Source organism: Phytobacter sp. V91 (genome assembly GCF_965644225.1).
Taxonomy (GTDB): Bacteria; Pseudomonadota; Gammaproteobacteria; order Enterobacterales; family Enterobacteriaceae; genus CBFFRJ01.
Window position 1 is genome coordinate 21,110 of sequence record NZ_CBFFRJ010000044.1, and the last position, 15,409, is coordinate 36,518.

A 15,409-nucleotide genomic window follows, 5' to 3' on the forward strand; every position below is an offset into this window, starting at 1 on the left:
ATGGACAGCAAACTGCTCGAATACTACAACCGTGAACTCGCCTGGCTAAGGGAAATGGGCCAGGAGTTCGCCGGACGTTACCCGAAAGTCGCAGGGCGACTGGGGATGAACGGCATGGATGTCGCCGACCCCTATGTGGAACGGTTGATGGAGGGTTTTGCTTTTTTGACCTCCCGGGTTCAGCTCAAAATGGACGCCGAATTTCCCCGTTTCTCCGAACGCTTAATGGAGATGATTGCGCCAAACTATCTGGCGCCCACGCCGTCAATGGCGATTGCCGAGTTCCAGCCCGAGGCGATGAAAGGGGACCTGAGCAAAGGCTTTGTGGTTCCGCGCGGCACCATGATGGACAGCCAGGCGCTGAAGAAAAATGGCGTGACCTGCAGCTACACCACCGCGCACGACGTCACCCTGCTGCCGCTCAGTATCAGTCTGACGGAGCTGGGCGGGGTGCCAGCCGATCTGCCGCTGACCCGCATCAGCGCCGGGCTCAGTGGGGCGGCCAGTGCACTGCGTATCCGCCTGAGTTGTGAAAGCGCGACAAAACTTGCGCATCTTGATTTTGACCGGATTGAGTTTTTCTTAAGCGGCCCGGATATGCAGGCGCTGCAACTGCTGGAACTGCTGATGGCCCACCAGACCGGCGCGCTGGCGCTGATCCCCGGGAGTGAAAACCCGCCGGTGATCCTGGGTGAGGAGGCCCTGCGCCACGAAGGTTTTGATCCTGACCAGGGACTGCTGCCCGGCGACTTACGCAATTTCGATGGCTACCGCTTATTGCAGGAATATTTTGCCTTCCCCTCACGCTTTCTGTTCTTCAGTGTGCAAGGGTTGCGGCAGTTACTGGTGAACTGCGGCGAGGCAAAAGCCTTTGATATCATCATCCTGCTCGATAAAGCCGACCCGCAGCTTGAGCGCGTGGTGGACAAAAGTCACCTTGCGCTGCACTGCACCCCGGTGATTAATCTGTTCAGCAAAGTGGCGGAGCGGCAAAAGCTGCGCGACAACCTGCATGAATACCATCTGGTGGTGGATAACATCCGCCCGCTGGATTACGAAATCTATGCGGTAAACAAAATTTACGCCAGCGTCGATGGACAGCGCGATGATCAGCTGTTTCGCCCTTTCTGGCGCAGTCTGAACCAGGACAACGGCAACTACGGGGCTTACTTTTCCCTGCGCCGGGAGCAACGGGCGCTGTCAGAGCATGCGGAGCGCTACGGCACCCGCACGGGATATATGGGCTCGGAAGTGTTCGCCTCGCTGGTGGATGAACAGCACGCGCCCTGGCAGGATAACCTGCGCTATATCACCGCCGACGTACTCTGCACCAGCCGTGACCTGCCGCTGTTGCTGCAACAGGAGCTGGGGCAGTTTGTGGTTCCCGACTCGCTGCCGGTGAAAAACCCGCGCCTGCGCAAAGGGCCGACGCCCCCGCGCCCGGCGCTGGCGGAAGGACTCAGCACCTGGCAACTGGTCAGCCAGCTACAGATGAATTACCTCAGCCTGATGGACGGAGAAGAGGGCCAGGGCGCGGCGGCGCTGCGCCAGTTGCTTGGCCTCTATACGCGGCTGGCGGAAGCGTCCGTAGCGCGTCAGATTGACGGCGTTCGCGAGTGCATTCTGCAACCGGTGCATCGGCGTGTGCCGGAGCCGGGTCCCATCGTTTTTGCCCGTGGCGTCAGCATTAACCTCACCGTCGATGAACAGGCCTTCTCCGGATTCAGCCCGTGGCTGTTTGGTAGCGTACTGGAGCGGGTCTTTGCCCGCCTGGTGGCGATGAACAGCTTTACGGAGTTCACGCTTAACAGCCTGCAACGCGGGGAGATTGGCTACTGGCCGCCGCGGATGGGTAAGAGGGCGCTGATATGAGTCAGACTAAAAGCCTGCTTGCGCCCGTCAGACGGGTAACCGCCTTACCGGAAGACTTCTGGTCCAGGCTGATGGTCGCCCCCTGGCGCTATGACTTATTCACACTGCTGCGGCGAATTGACGCCCAGGCCGGAGAGCGTTATCCGCTGGGCCGCGCGCCGCTGCCGCGTTTTGAGCCGCTGCGCATCGGGCAAAAACCCTCGCTGGGCTTTGCCCCGGCCACCCTTGCCGGGGTCAGCAAACGGCAGGGCGCGCCGCTGTATGATGTGTCCATCTTAAGTTTTGGCCTGTTTGGCCCCAATGGCCCGCTGCCGGTACATCTGACCGAATATGCCCGCGAGCGAATCGACCACCACCAGGACGACACGCTTACCGCCTTTACCGATCTCTTTCATCATCGCCTGGCGCTACTTTTTTACCGCGCCTGGGCCGATGCGCAGCCCACGGTTTCGCTCGATCGGGCCGATAACCGCCGCTTCGAACAGTATGTGGCCTCACTGATTGGCATGGGCCAGCCGGGGCAGCTCGAAAAAGGCAGCCTCAGCCCGCACGCCCGTTTCGCCGTCGCCGGGCACTTAACCCGCAACGGACGCGATGCGGAGGGGCTGGAGAAAATATTGGCCCACTACTTTGGCGTACCGGTGCATATCAGCGAAAACGTTCCTCAGTGGATGCCGCTTAGTCCGCGTGAGCGCGCGCGTTTGCAGGGTGGACGCCATGCGCCACGGCTGGGGGAGTCGGCTTTTTTGGGGGCGGCGGTGCGCGATGTCAGCCATAAGTTCTGCATCAATGTTGGCCCGCTGGATCTTATGACCTACCGCCAGTTTTTACCTGGTGAAAACGTGGCAAGCCGGGTGCGTGACTGGGTACGACAGTATCTGGGTATCGAGTACAGCTGGTCGCTACGCCTGTTCCTGCAACATGAGGATGTTGCGGGCACGGCGCTGGGGGGCAGCGAACGCCTTGGCTACAGTGCCTGGCTGGGTGCTCAGCCGCAGCCTGTTTCCCGCGGCGATTTGGTTTTCAGCCCGGAGCAGTAAGCTCCGTCAGACGCAATTTCATTCATTCACGGAATCGATCATGTCAGAAATTAGCCGTGCCGTGCTGTTCGGCAAACTGGATACCCTGTTGTTTACCTCGCTGGAAAGCGCCACCGCGTTCTGCAAATTGCGCGGTAACCCGTATGTGGAGCTGGTGCACTGGCTGCATGCCCTGATGCAGCAGGATCAGGGCGATATGCAGCAGGTTATCCGCCATTTCAACCTCAGTGAAGAGGCGCTTACCCAGGATATCGTCCGCGCGCTGGACGCCCTGCCGCGCGGGGCGACCTCCGTCTCGGATCTGTCAGAGCATATTGATACCGCCGTGGAGCGCGCCTGGGTATATGGCTCCCTGAAATACGGCGTGACGCGTATCCGTGGCGGCCATTTGCTGATTGGCCTGCTGAAAACCTGGAGCCTGGCAACTGTGCTTAAAGGTATTTCTTCCCAGTTTGAACGGCTGCGGGTGGATACGCTGCTTGATGATTTCGATGAGATATTTGCCGACAGCAAAGAGAGCGCGCAAACCTTCACGGCTGCCGAAAGCGTTGCCGTGCCGGGCGGGAAAAGTAGCCTGGCGCAATATGGACAGGACCTGACGGCCCGCGCCCGCGCAGGCAAGATTGATCCGGTGGTGGGGCGCGATGAAGAGATCCGCCAGATGGTCGACATTCTGATGCGCCGTCGGCAGAACAATCCGCTGCTTACCGGGGAAGCGGGCGTCGGCAAAACGGCGGTGGTGGAAGGGCTGGCGCTGCGTATTGCCGCCGGTGAGGTGCCTGAACCTCTGCGCGACGTCCAGCTGTGGTTACTGGACATCGGCATGTTGCAGGCCGGGGCCAGTATGAAAGGGGAATTCGAGGCCCGGCTACAGGGGCTTATCAACGAAGTGCAGTCCAGCCCGACGCCGATCATGTTGTTTATTGATGAGATCCATACCCTGATTGGCGCAGGTGGGCAGCAGGGGACGGGAGATGCCGCCAACCTGTTAAAACCGGCTCTGGCGCGCGGTCAGTTGCGCACCATCGGGGCGACCACCTGGGCGGAATACAAGAAATACATCGAGAAAGATCCGGCGTTAACCCGTCGCTTCCAGACAGTACAGGTCGCCGAGCCTGATGAAGAGAAAGCGACGCTGATGCTGCGCAGCACGGTGTCAGCCCTGGAAACGCACCACCGGGTTTTGCTGCTGGATGAAGCCGTGGTCGCGGCGGTCAAACTCTCACACCGCTATATACCGGCCCGCCAGTTACCCGATAAAGCCGTAGCGCTGCTTGATACCGCCTGCGCCAGGGTGGCCGTCAGCCAGAGTGCGCCGCCGCCGATGCTCGAAGACTGTCTGCACCGGATTGCCGGGGTGGACGTTGAAATCGAAATAGCCAGCCGGGAAGAGCGCATGGCCGCAGGGGACGCCGGGCGAGTCGAACAATTACAGGCCTTACGTACCCGGCTCGAAGCCGAGCGCGACAGCCTGACCCAGCGCTGGGAGCAGGAGCAGGATCGGGTGGATGAGGTTATCCGCCTGCGGGCGCAACTGCGGGATGAGAGCCACGAGAACCCGGATGCGCTGCGGGAGACGCTGGCGCAGAAACTGGCGGCGTTGCGGGAAATTCAGGGCGATTCGCCGCTGTTATTTGCCTCCGTGGATGCCGCCGTTATGGCGGCGGTGGTGGCTGACTGGACGGGGATCCCCCTCGGACGGATGGTGAAAAACGAGATTGATGCAGTTCTGCGGCTGGCGGACACCCTCGGTGAGCGGGTGATTGGCCAGCGTCATGGGCTGGAGCTGATCGCCCGTCGGGTACGCACCGCGCGCGCCCGTCTTGACGACCCCAATAAACCTGTTGGCGTGTTTATGCTGTGCGGCCCGTCCGGTGTCGGGAAAACGGAAACCGCGCTGGCGCTGGCGGAGTCGCTGTACGGCGGTGAGCAAAATGTTATCACCATCAATATGAGTGAATTCCAGGAAGCCCATACCGTCTCGACGCTGAAAGGCGCCCCTCCGGGATACGTCGGTTATGGCGAAGGTGGCGTGCTGACCGAAGCGGTGCGCCGTCGTCCCTATAGCGTGGTATTGCTCGATGAAATCGAAAAAGCGCACCCGGATGTGCACGAAATCTTTTTCCAGGTGTTCGATAAAGGCTGGATGGAGGATGGCGAAGGGCGGCATATCGATTTTCGCAACACTATTATCATTCTGACCTCCAACGTCGGCACGGATTACATCACCAGCCTGTGTGCCGACCCGGATCTGCTGCCGCAGCCCGAAGCCCTGCGCGACGGACTGCGCCAGCCGCTGCTCCAGGTCTTCCCCCCTGCGCTGCTGGGCCGTTTGCTGGTGGTGCCTTATTACCCGCTTAGCGACAGCCAGCTTGCTCAAATTGTGCGCCTGCAACTTAAACGTATTCAACGCCGACTCGCCGACAATCATGGTATCGCCTGCGAGGTGGATGACAGCGTGATTGCGCAGATTGTTCAGCGCTGTACCGATGTCGAATCGGGAGGACGTATGGTGGATGCCATTCTCACCAACACGCTCCTGCCACAAATGAGCCAGATTTTGCTGGATGCCAGCTCGCGTGATGAGCGTTACCGGCAGCTACGTATCACCTTTGATCAGGGCGAATTCCAGTGCCAGTTTGCGGCCTGATGCCATTACCAGGAGAGTTTCAACGATGACGGAAAATGATAACAACCGGGTTGTACCGAACGCACTGCCGCCCGGCTATCGCTTTAATGAGTTCGAGATCAAAGAGGTGATTGGCGGCGGGGGCTTTGGCATTGTCTATCGTGCCTGGGACCACCAGCTCGAACGCACGATCGCAATCAAAGAGTTTATGCCCTCTTCGCTGGCGGTGCGTAACGACGATATGACGCTGGTCCTGCGTAGCGATCGATTCGGTAAGGCTTTTTCTGCCGGGCTGAACAGTTTTATTCAGGAAGCCCGACTGCTGGCGCGCTTTAACCATCCTAACCTGCTGCATGTCCTGCGCTTCTGGGTACAGAACGATACCGCGTATATGGGCACGGTATTTTACAGCGGCACAACGCTGTCGCGCCTGCGGGATAAAAATCCACGGCTGGTGGATGAGGTGTGGATCCGTCGGACGCTACCTATGCTGCTCGGGGCCATTAAAACCATTCATGACGAAGGCTATCTGCACCGGGACATCTCGCTCGACAATATCCAGATCCAGGACAATGGCCTGCCGGTGCTGCTCGATTTTGGCTCAGCGCGCCGCAGCATTGGCTCGATCTCCGATGAGACCGAAACCATGCTGCGCCCGGGATTTGCCCCTATCGAACAATACACCGATGACAATGAGAGCGAGCAGGGCCCATGGACCGATATATACGCGCTGGGTGCGGTGCTGCATACGCTGATCGTCGGATCGCCGCCGCCGGTGAGCGTGGTGCGTAGCATTCAGGATGGTTACCAGCCGCTGGTCAGCCGCCACCTTCCGGGCTACTCAGCGCCGCTATTGATTGCGGTGGATAAAGCGCTGGCGCTGAAAATGGAAGATCGCCCGCAAAGTATTGATGCCTTTGCCGCACTGCTCGAACTGCCCGTTGCCGGCATGAATGATGTGGTGCAGGTGAAGAAAACGGGCACCATGCTGGTTCCGGTTGAACCGGTTGAAGAAAAACCCGGCGCGCTGGACTGGCGACGCTACAAGGTGCCGGGGCTGGTGGCCGCAGGCGTGCTGGTCGGGCTGATTGCCGGAAGCCTGCTTTTCCGTCAGCAGGCCGTACCGGAGCCGGTTGCGGCGCAAACTGCCGGTAACGGGCCTGCGGATACTTCTGCCGCCAGCGCGGTTCAGGCTCCACCGGCGGTCAGCACACCAGTAACCACCAGCGCTCCAGTGGCAACGGCGCAATCAATCGCCACCACGCCGCCATCTGCCACGGTGACCACTGCGGCCCCAGTGGCGCAGGTCTATATCCGGATGAACGACGGAGAAAAGCTGTCACTGAATGGTGAGCCGCAATCCGTGACGCCAGCCACCAGCGGTTTTGCCACGGTTAAGCTACAACCGGGACGTTATGACATAGTCCTGGCGGGGAACGGCCAGTCTCGTAGCCAGACGCTGACGATTGCTGGTGCCGGAACCTGGCTTATCAATCCGCAGCGGTGATTCACCCTTTAACGGCATTGTTCAATGATGCTAAGAATGAACTATGAATGTACTTACACAGAGCCTTGATGGTAGCGGTGAATTTACCTTTGTTGTCTCACGCACCCGCGCGCAACCCGACGATAAAGTCCATGACGTCGCCGCCCGTACCCTACGAGAACTGAACGAGACGCTGAGCGATTTTTACCTTGAATCAACGCAAATGCTGACGGTGGACGGCTACCCGGCCATCGAGCTGTTTTATCAGTTTAAGAACGACCACCATGTGATTTATCAGCGCCAGACGTTGATTTTGATCGACTTAGCAAACGGTGGGAAAAAGCAGGTCAGCTATGTGGCAACCTGCCCCGATGAGTTCAGCCTCCGCCATCAGCAGCAGTATCAGGACATTATTCAGAGCATTAAATTTCATCGCGGCAAGTAGCCCTTTTTCCCCTCTTGAGGAGAAGGGAGGGATCCTCAGAAAAAATACCCGCACGGACAGTCCCCTCTCCCCTTGGGAGAGGGTTAGGGTGAGGGGGAACATAGGGCTCTGGGGGCATTCCGTTCACTTTATGTTCCTTGCTTCTCTGTCGCAACGCTTCCTGTCAAAGATATGATTCGTGGTAGATATGAAGTTTTTAATTTAAGTACTGGAGCAGTACATGCGTGATTTGGCTATTGTTTGCAAAAAGTAAGGTGATTATTTCATTTGCTTTTCAATGAAAAAGAGATAATTGGAGTCGTTAAATGAGTAACGAACACTATAAGGCAATTGATTACATTAACGATGCTCTTAGTGTAACGAATCAGCGATTAGTTCAGAAACCGGATTATCCACTTTATATAATGGCGAAGAATCAATTAGAGTACGTGAAAGCTATTCTTATAGGTACGAAAACAGATAAAAGCGTACTGCATTCAATGAATTTAGGTACGTTAGCATCTAAAGAATTTGATACGACAGATCCAGAGCTTGCACAACATTTATCGTATGCTAATTACATTACCACTCAGATTGCTGCGGGTCTGAAAGTGATCCTGCCTCATCAGGAAGATCCTGAGTTTATTAAAAGGCAAAAAAGATATAAAAATAGAATTTGCTGACTTGCTGTTACAGGTGTGATTGAACTGGGGCAATACAGTTCCATGCAGTCAGACAGAGACTATCATCTTCTCAAGGGGGAAATGGCCGTCGGTAAATTTTATGCAGAGAAAAACAGCATGGTTAAATTTGAATCTCCCCATGAAACCATTCCGCTTACGGATGATATCAAGAAGAGATTTATTGATGAAGCTATTAAACAAACTGCCAATTCCCATCTGATAATCTATTTTGTTTGACGAGCAAAGCAAGTTTCTGAGAAATAATCGCATGCCGCATGCTTTACGATTAAATGATAGAGAAGAACTGACTGTTTGCACTTTGAGTGGTCAGGTGAGTTAAGGAACAATCATGTCGCTGTTTAATATTGTTAATGTTGTTGTGACTTTATCTTTGTGTGCGCTCATTTGGTATTTTGCTCATCGGGTTGTTCGCAACTCCCAGGAAAGAGAACTGACTGTTCTGGAACAGGGGCGTGATGTTAATGTCACTATATTAACAATGAAACAAAATGGCTTGTTCATCAATAATAATCCTGTAATCGACATGTCATTACATGTTGAGGATAAGGCGAATCAAAAAAGTTGGTTGGTCGAAAAACATCAGGAAACGGCCTGTCTCATTGCAGTGGATTCTTACCTGCTTGGTGGAGTGTACTACGGTAAAGTTGAAGCAAAAACTGGAAGAATTGTTTTCGTTAAAGATCTCAGCGGTAAACCTTTATTAGCCAAAGCAATAACGGCTGGTTCCTGAATGGATAATCTCTTTATATCGGAATACTCAGGTGCGGTGGGTGTGGCTGTCACGCTGTTGATTGTTTTTGTTTCTCTTGTGATGTTTGCATACCCCCGGTGTTTTTTATGTTTATCTGAGAAGGATGTATGAAAGTTGTAGCGGATATAATTGTGATAGCCGTGTTGGCTTTGTTTGTTTACATCTTTGTTTCTTTAATGATTAGAGATGTTAAAAACAAAAAGACAAAATCAATGATTGATTCTGATGGCGTAGATGCAACTGCGGTTATTACAAGTGTTGTTAGTCGTTCTGGTGGTAATTCAGGCTTCATCAATATTGCGCTATCATTTGATTATGTGACGGATGAAGGTGTTAAATTACATGGTGAGTCAGATGCTGTAGTCGACGCAACTGCGATTAATAAATATCAACCCGGTGAAAAAGTTTTGTTGCGTTATTCTAAAAAGGAACCGGAAAAAGTTATATTAAATATTTCTCATCCATTAAAAAGATAGCCTTGAAATCCTTTTGTTGTAAGTTCTGATTGTTTTTTTGTGGTTTTATTTTTGGTTTTCAAAGAGGGAATTTTCAGTGTTTTATAAGTATGGTTGATATTAAGGTGCATATGAACTTTATATCGGAATATTCAGGCATGATTGGTATTGCTGTCACGCTGTTGATTGTTTTTGTTTCTCTTCGTGGTCTGAAAGGTCAAAAAGAAGATTTTCAGGAAATCAGAGATTGGTTAACAAAAGACAAATGGCAAGGTGAACTGACAACGGTCTCTCTTAAGAGCTGGAGGCAGACCTCGACGACCAATAACTTTGATTATTATTTCATTATGACGTTTGAAGCGACGATTGGCGGAAAAACCAGCGACCACAAGGCTGCTGCTGTGGTAAAGGTTTCTGATGTACCTAAGTTGAAAAAAGGCATACCAAGCCTGGTTAAATACCAAAACAAGGCTTCAGGGAAAATGGCGGTTGTAGAATTGTCTACCGAATAAATTTCCAGAATCTGTGTTGCTATTTAATCCTTTGCCGATGATTCAGTGGCAGGGGGATAATGTCGAACTGTTTATTTTCAATAGGTCATAACCAGAATCGTCAACACACTGGAAGATAATATTTTTTGGTCCCTTGTATTTTCATCATGTGACGGAATGAACTTTATGCTTAACCGTATTACCGTACAGCTTCCGGTCGAGGGGCTGCTTTTCTGGAAACTCTCTGGCCGTGAAGCGCTCTCCGAACCATTCTCGCTTGGTCTGACTCTGCTCGGCACCGATGCGCGTATTGACCGCAGCCAGTTGCTCGGCAAGCCGGTGACGGTGAGTATCCCGACCCAGAGCCTGCTTGCCCCGCGCTACCTTAACGGCAAAATCACCCGCGTGGCGGTGAGCGCCGTCGAGCTGACCGGCACCCGTTATGCGGTCTATCAACTGACCGTGGAGCCGGATCTGTGGCCGATGAAACGAGACCGCAACCTGCGTATCTTCCAGGGGCAGACTGTCCCGCAGATAGTGAAAACCCTGCTCGGTGAGTACAGCGTCAATATCGAGGATAAGCTGACGGGCAGCTACCGGGTCTGGGACTACTGTGTGCAGTACCAGGAGAGCAGCTTCGATTTTATCAGCCGCCTGATGGAGCTGGAGGGCATCACCTACAGCTTCCGCCACGAAGCAGAGCGACATGTGCTGGTGCTGACGGACGCCGCCACCCAGCATCAGCCCTTCAGCGGGTATGAAAATATTCCTTACCACACCACGGCCTCCGGCGGCTCGACCGATGAAGAAGGGGTCAGCCAGTGGGCGCTGACCGACAGCGTGACACCGGGGATTTACAGCCTCGACGATTATGATTTTCGCAAACCTAACGCCTGGCTGTTCCAGGCGCGGCAGAACCCGGCCTCACCCCAGCCCGGCAGTATTGATGTCTATGACTGGCCGGGTCGCTTTGTTGAGAACGACCACGCCGAGTTTTATGCCAAAGTGCGTCAGGAGCGCTGGCAGGTGGAGCACCAGCAGGTGCAGGGCAGCGGCACCGCACTGGGTATTGCCCCCGGTAACACCTTCACGCTGCATAATGCGCCCTTTTTCAGCGACAACGGCGAGTACCTGACCACGGCCGCTAACTACTGGCTGGAAGAGAACCGCTACGCCAGCGGCGGCGACTCGCAGACCATTCACCGGGTGGATTTCACGGTTATTCCGTCATCAGTGACGTACCGCCCGGCGCAAACCGCCCCCTGGCCGCGTACCTACGGGCCGCAAACCGCCAAAGTGGTCGGCCCGCAGGGGGAAAGCATCTGGACGGACAAATACGGGCGTATCAAGGTGAAATTCCACTGGGACCGGCTGGCAAAAGGCGACGACACCAGCTCCTGCTGGGTGCGGGTGTCGAGTGCCTGGGCGGGTCAGGGCTTTGGTGGAGTGCAAATCCCGCGCGTGGGCGACGAAGTGGTGGTGGACTTTATCAACGGCGACCCGGACAGACCGATAGTGACCGGGCGCGTCTATAACGAGGCCAGCATGCCGCCGTGGGCGCTACCGGCAGGGGCCACTCAGATGGGGTTCCTGAGTCGCTCGAAAGACGGTTCAGCCGACACCGCCAACGCCCTGCGCTTTGAAGACAAAGCGGGGGAGGAGCAGGTGTGGATCCAGGCCGAGCGCAATATGGACACCAACGTTAAAAATGACGAAACCCATTCCATCGAAAAAAACCACACCCGATTTATTGGTGAAAACAAAACCCTGAGGGTCATTAAAGATCAGTATTCGGGCGTGAAAGGTAATGTGGACAATCTGACGGGTAACGACCGCAAAGATAAAGTGGTTAAGAATTTCACGCTTTCAGCGGGCGAGATGCTGCGCCTTGAATGTGGTGAGAGCGCCATTGAGCTTCTGAACGACGGCACGGTGAGTATTGTGGGTAAGAATTTTAATTTCACCGCCGCAGACAGCGCGCAAATTAACACCCTCAACGGTGAGTTACACCTCAATCCTGAAGATGGTGGCCCGGCAACACTTGCCGTCGGCCCCAATCAACAATCATCGATTCAAAACGATGTAAACAACTTCTTTAGTACAAACTAAGCCGAATAAAGGGACTCACTATGGCAGATTATCTCCTCCAGGAAGCAACGCTGGTGTTACCTGATGTTTTCAAAGATCGCACCATGAATTTATTTACGCTCAATGATAACGGTGTGAGTGAATTTACTTTTGTTGTTTCTCGTGCGGGTGCGAAAAAGGGGGAAAATGTTCAGTCGGTTGCCGCGCGTATTGCTCGTGAACTGGAAATAACGGTACCGCAATTTCGACTTGAGTCATCACAACGCGTCATCGTTGATGGCGTGGATGCGGTCGAACTTTTTTATCAATTCAAAAACGATCAGGCGCTTATTTTGCAACGACAGACCATTCTTTTGCTGGATGAGCCTGCGGGCAGCAAAAAAATAGTCTGCTATATCGGCACCTGCCCTGATGAATTTAGCGACTATTACCAGCAGCAATACCAGGAAATAATCGCCAGTATTCGTTTTCATCATCATCCACAAGAAGCTGCGCTCGGGGAAAGGGTACAGGCAGATGACCCGGATATTTTCTTCGCCCTGGATACCGAGAATCGTAGCCTTGAGGTTTTCTCCGGCGTTCAGGCCCTCTATCAACACTTGCCTTTGCAGCGAGCCCGCGAGGGTGTCTATCTGGTGTATTCACAAGACGGTTCACCGCTACGTATTTCGCCCGTACCTGGCACTCAACCGGTACGTTATGCATTGTGGTTTATGGCAACCGAAGACAGCCACCGTCTCGAACATCAACTCAGTATTTGTCGTTCGGTCAATGGAACAGCGGAACTGGCCACGCTTGAGCAGATTAAGTCCTGGCTTGCCCGGCAGCGGATGGCGTAAACATGACAGCGTTTCAGGCGGCAAGGGTCGATGACCCTATTGCGCACACGGCCTCGAAAAGTTGGATGATTGCGGGACTTATCGGTGGTGCGTTGTTGGGCGCGGCAACGATCATGACGGGCGGGGCGGCGCTGGTGGTGGTCTCCGCCGTTGCGGCAGGGGCATGTGCGGGTGGAGGCCTTGGCGAAGTATTGGGGAGTATGTCCTGGGCACCGCGTCATGTAACGGGGTCGTTGAGGGAAGGTTCACCTAATGTTTACGTCAACAGCCGAAGGGCCATTCGGGCGCATTTATCATCGGGGAAATGTGAGGAACACAGTGGCTCACTGAAACGGGTTGCAGAAGGTTCCATCAAAATCTATATCAATAATTATCCAGCAGGGCGCACTGGTGACAGGCTTACTTGTAGCGCAGAAATTTTTGCGGGGTCGCCTAATGTTTTCTTTGGCGGGGAAAAAATCCAAACCGACGATATCAGCCCGGAGATACCCGGATGGATCAATTGGGTCATGCTGGGGGTGGGTACGGCTGCCGTGGCCGTGCTTGCAAGCCCGGCTATCGCCCTGCTGAGCATGGCGGGCGGAATGGCAGGGGGGACAGGAGGAAACTGGTTAGGTGGCATGCTCTTTGGTGAAGGGAGCGACGGGCAAAAATGGAGCATGTTGCTTGGTAGCTTGATTGGCGGTGGTTTAGGTGCCAAAGGTGGCGCGAAATTTGATGGTATGCTTGCCGCAAGAGCGGCGAAGGTGGTTGCAGAGCCTGTTGCGGTAGAGCCTGTAGCCACGATATCGAATAAGCCTTCCATGACGTTGGCGGAAGCAAAAGGTGAAGCTACTGCAACAAGATGGACCCAAAAAGGGCGCGAACTTGCGGATATGTATAACCCGAAACTTTCTGAAAGGTTATCGGACGATGAGGTTGGGGCATTATATGGCTACACCACGAATCCGGGTTACACTGAGGCGAATATGGCGCTCAGAGGGCAGATTGAAATGACACCGCAAAGGCAGGCATATATTGATCACATCAATCAGGGGCTTGACAAGTTGCCTGTTTTTAAAGGAGAAACGTTGCGTGGAACGGATTTACCGCCTGATATTTTAGCTAAAAACCAGGTTGGGGAAATCGTTTCGGATCCAGCATTCATGAGTTCAGACAGGGTGAAACCATTTGAAGGGCCAACGCAAATTACCATTGAAGGAACTTCAGGACGACAAATCGATTTCCTCTCCCATTATAAGATGAACAATGAGACTGAAGTTCTGTTCAAGCCAGGTACAAAGTTTGAAGTATTGGAACGCACCGATATCAATGGTACGACCTATCTTAAATACAAGGAATTATAATGATCGACCTGCATTCAGATATAAGCGAAATTCGAGAGTATGCTAAGAAATACGATCACTATATTCCTTTCACTAATGCGCGTACGCAGCACCGCATGCAATACGACTATGATAAACATCCCATGGTCGATGGTCCGGAAGAAGCCTCTCCTACAAAATGGAATGACACTCCTGAACAAATTTTGCCCCTCGGGATTTGTCGGGACAGAGCCATTGGCGCTTTAGTGGGTCTTGCGGTAGGCGATGCGGTGGGCACGACGCTGGAATTTACGCCCCGTGACCGTCACACGGTGACCGACATGATTGGCGGTGGACCTTTTCGCCTTAAACCCGGCGAATGGACAGATGACACTTCAATGGCTTTGTGTCTGGCAGAGACGTTGCTGGAAACTAAATATACTGATACAGATTGCTTCAGAGATAAAATGCTAAAGTGGTATCGGGAAGGTTATAATAGCTCCAATGGAGTTTGTTTTGATATTGGGAATACCACCAGATATGCGCTGGAACAGTATGTAGTTCATGGAGGGGATTGGTATGGAAATTATGAGCCTGAAACGGCAGGTAATGCATCGATAATAAGATTGTCACCTGTTGCTATATATTTTTACAGGAATTTCGCCAAAGCTTTTTACAATGCCAAAAATCAGAGCATGGCAACACACTGTTCGATAGAAGCAATTAATTCCGCAGAATATCTAACAGCTTTACTTGTGCAGTTGATAAATGGTCATCCAAAAGAGAAAGTTTTTTCACCACGACGATTGCCATTTGTACCACGCGTCCTCATCATCAACGCCGGTGAATATAAGCAAAAAACACGTGACCAGATTCGTTCCAGTGGTTATGTCATCGATACGCTGGAAGCGGCCATGTGGGCCGTCTGGAACACCGATAACTTCCGCGATGCGATATTGCTTGCTGCCAATCTGGCAGATGACGCGGACAGCGTAGCTGCCACTGCCGGGCAACTGGCGGGTGCGTTATACGGCTGGTCTGGCATTCCGCAGGAATGGAAAGATAAGCTGGTACAGCATGACCGAATTGCGGCCATGGCGGGTGAATTATTCGACCGCGCGCCGGATGATACGATGTTGTAATACAGCGATATTTCTATTGTGCTCAAATGGCGATGCGATGCATCGCCATATTCGTGCGCAGGAACACGAGGCCACTGAATATTTCCCTTTGCGCTAAACCTGATTTGTACTAGGGAAGGTGCGATTTAATCGTCAGTTATGAGAACATAAGGCTTTCTTTGCCATAGATTTTTCACGATGCCCG

At 53.4% G+C, this 15,409-nt stretch carries 14 protein-coding genes; all 14 read left to right on the forward strand.

The window, feature by feature from the left end; translation table 11 throughout:
- The 14 genes from tssF (at window position 1) to tri1 (ending at window position 15,225) form a co-directional block, all read left to right on the forward strand.
- Window positions 1-1,872, forward strand: a complete 1,872-nt coding sequence (gene tssF / locus ACSZO4_RS11245; RefSeq protein WP_437889008.1) for a type VI secretion system baseplate subunit TssF — start codon at window positions 1-3, stop codon at window positions 1,870-1,872.
- Window positions 1,869-2,912 carry a type VI secretion system baseplate subunit TssG gene (gene tssG, locus ACSZO4_RS11250; protein WP_437889009.1) on the forward strand — a complete coding sequence of 348 codons (1,044 nt, stop codon included), beginning with the start codon at window positions 1,869-1,871 and terminating at the stop codon, window positions 2,910-2,912. Before tssF ends, tssG begins: the two co-directional genes overlap by 4 nt.
- 40 nt (window positions 2,913-2,952) lie before the next feature.
- Window positions 2,953-5,562, forward strand: coding sequence for a type VI secretion system ATPase TssH (gene tssH / locus ACSZO4_RS11255; RefSeq protein ID WP_437889010.1), 2,610 nt, complete (start codon window positions 2,953-2,955; stop codon window positions 5,560-5,562).
- Window positions 5,563-5,587: 25 nt separating this feature from the next.
- Complete coding sequence (locus ACSZO4_RS11260) at window positions 5,588-7,048, forward strand: serine/threonine protein kinase (RefSeq protein WP_437889011.1); 1,461 nt, start codon at window positions 5,588-5,590, stop codon at window positions 7,046-7,048.
- A gap of 43 nt (window positions 7,049-7,091) precedes the next feature.
- Window positions 7,092-7,472, forward strand: coding sequence for a DcrB-related protein (locus ACSZO4_RS11265; protein WP_437889012.1), 381 nt, complete (start codon window positions 7,092-7,094; stop codon window positions 7,470-7,472).
- Window positions 7,473-7,777: 305 nt separating this feature from the next.
- Window positions 7,778-8,134 carry an immunity protein Tsi6 family protein gene (locus tag ACSZO4_RS11270; RefSeq protein WP_437889013.1) on the forward strand — a complete coding sequence of 119 codons (357 nt, stop codon included), beginning with the start codon at window positions 7,778-7,780 and terminating at the stop codon, window positions 8,132-8,134.
- An 81-nt stretch (window positions 8,135-8,215) separates the two neighbouring features.
- Window positions 8,216-8,371, forward strand: a complete 156-nt coding sequence (locus ACSZO4_RS11275) for a hypothetical protein (protein WP_437889014.1) — start codon at window positions 8,216-8,218, stop codon at window positions 8,369-8,371.
- Window positions 8,372-8,483: 112 nt separating this feature from the next.
- The gene (locus ACSZO4_RS11280) at window positions 8,484-8,885 is read left to right on the forward strand and encodes a hypothetical protein (protein WP_437889015.1); all 402 of its coding nucleotides are present in this window, start codon (window positions 8,484-8,486) and stop codon (window positions 8,883-8,885) included.
- A gap of 128 nt (window positions 8,886-9,013) precedes the next feature.
- On the forward strand, window positions 9,014-9,382 hold the full coding sequence (locus ACSZO4_RS11285) for a hypothetical protein (protein ID WP_437889016.1): 369 nt from the start codon (window positions 9,014-9,016) through the stop codon (window positions 9,380-9,382).
- 110 nt (window positions 9,383-9,492) lie between these two features.
- Window positions 9,493-9,873: a hypothetical protein gene (locus tag ACSZO4_RS11290; protein ID WP_437889017.1), complete on the forward strand. Its 381-nt coding sequence runs from the start codon at window positions 9,493-9,495 to the stop codon at window positions 9,871-9,873.
- 165 nt (window positions 9,874-10,038) lie between these two features.
- Window positions 10,039-11,961, forward strand: coding sequence for a type VI secretion system Vgr family protein (locus ACSZO4_RS11295; protein ID WP_437889018.1), 1,923 nt, complete (start codon window positions 10,039-10,041; stop codon window positions 11,959-11,961).
- Between the two features lie 20 nt (window positions 11,962-11,981).
- A complete protein-coding gene (locus ACSZO4_RS11300; RefSeq protein ID WP_437889019.1) occupies window positions 11,982-12,779 on the forward strand; it encodes a DcrB-related protein in 798 nt (265 codons plus the stop codon).
- A 2-nt stretch (window positions 12,780-12,781) separates the two neighbouring features.
- On the forward strand, window positions 12,782-14,125 hold the full coding sequence (locus ACSZO4_RS11305) for a PAAR domain-containing protein (RefSeq protein ID WP_437889020.1): 1,344 nt from the start codon (window positions 12,782-12,784) through the stop codon (window positions 14,123-14,125).
- Window positions 14,125-15,225, forward strand: a complete 1,101-nt coding sequence (gene tri1 / locus ACSZO4_RS11310; protein ID WP_437889021.1) for an ADP-ribosylarginine hydrolase Tri1 — start codon at window positions 14,125-14,127, stop codon at window positions 15,223-15,225. The genes ACSZO4_RS11305 and tri1 overlap by 1 nt, the downstream gene beginning before the upstream one ends.
- Window positions 15,226-15,409 lie beyond the last annotated feature (184 nt).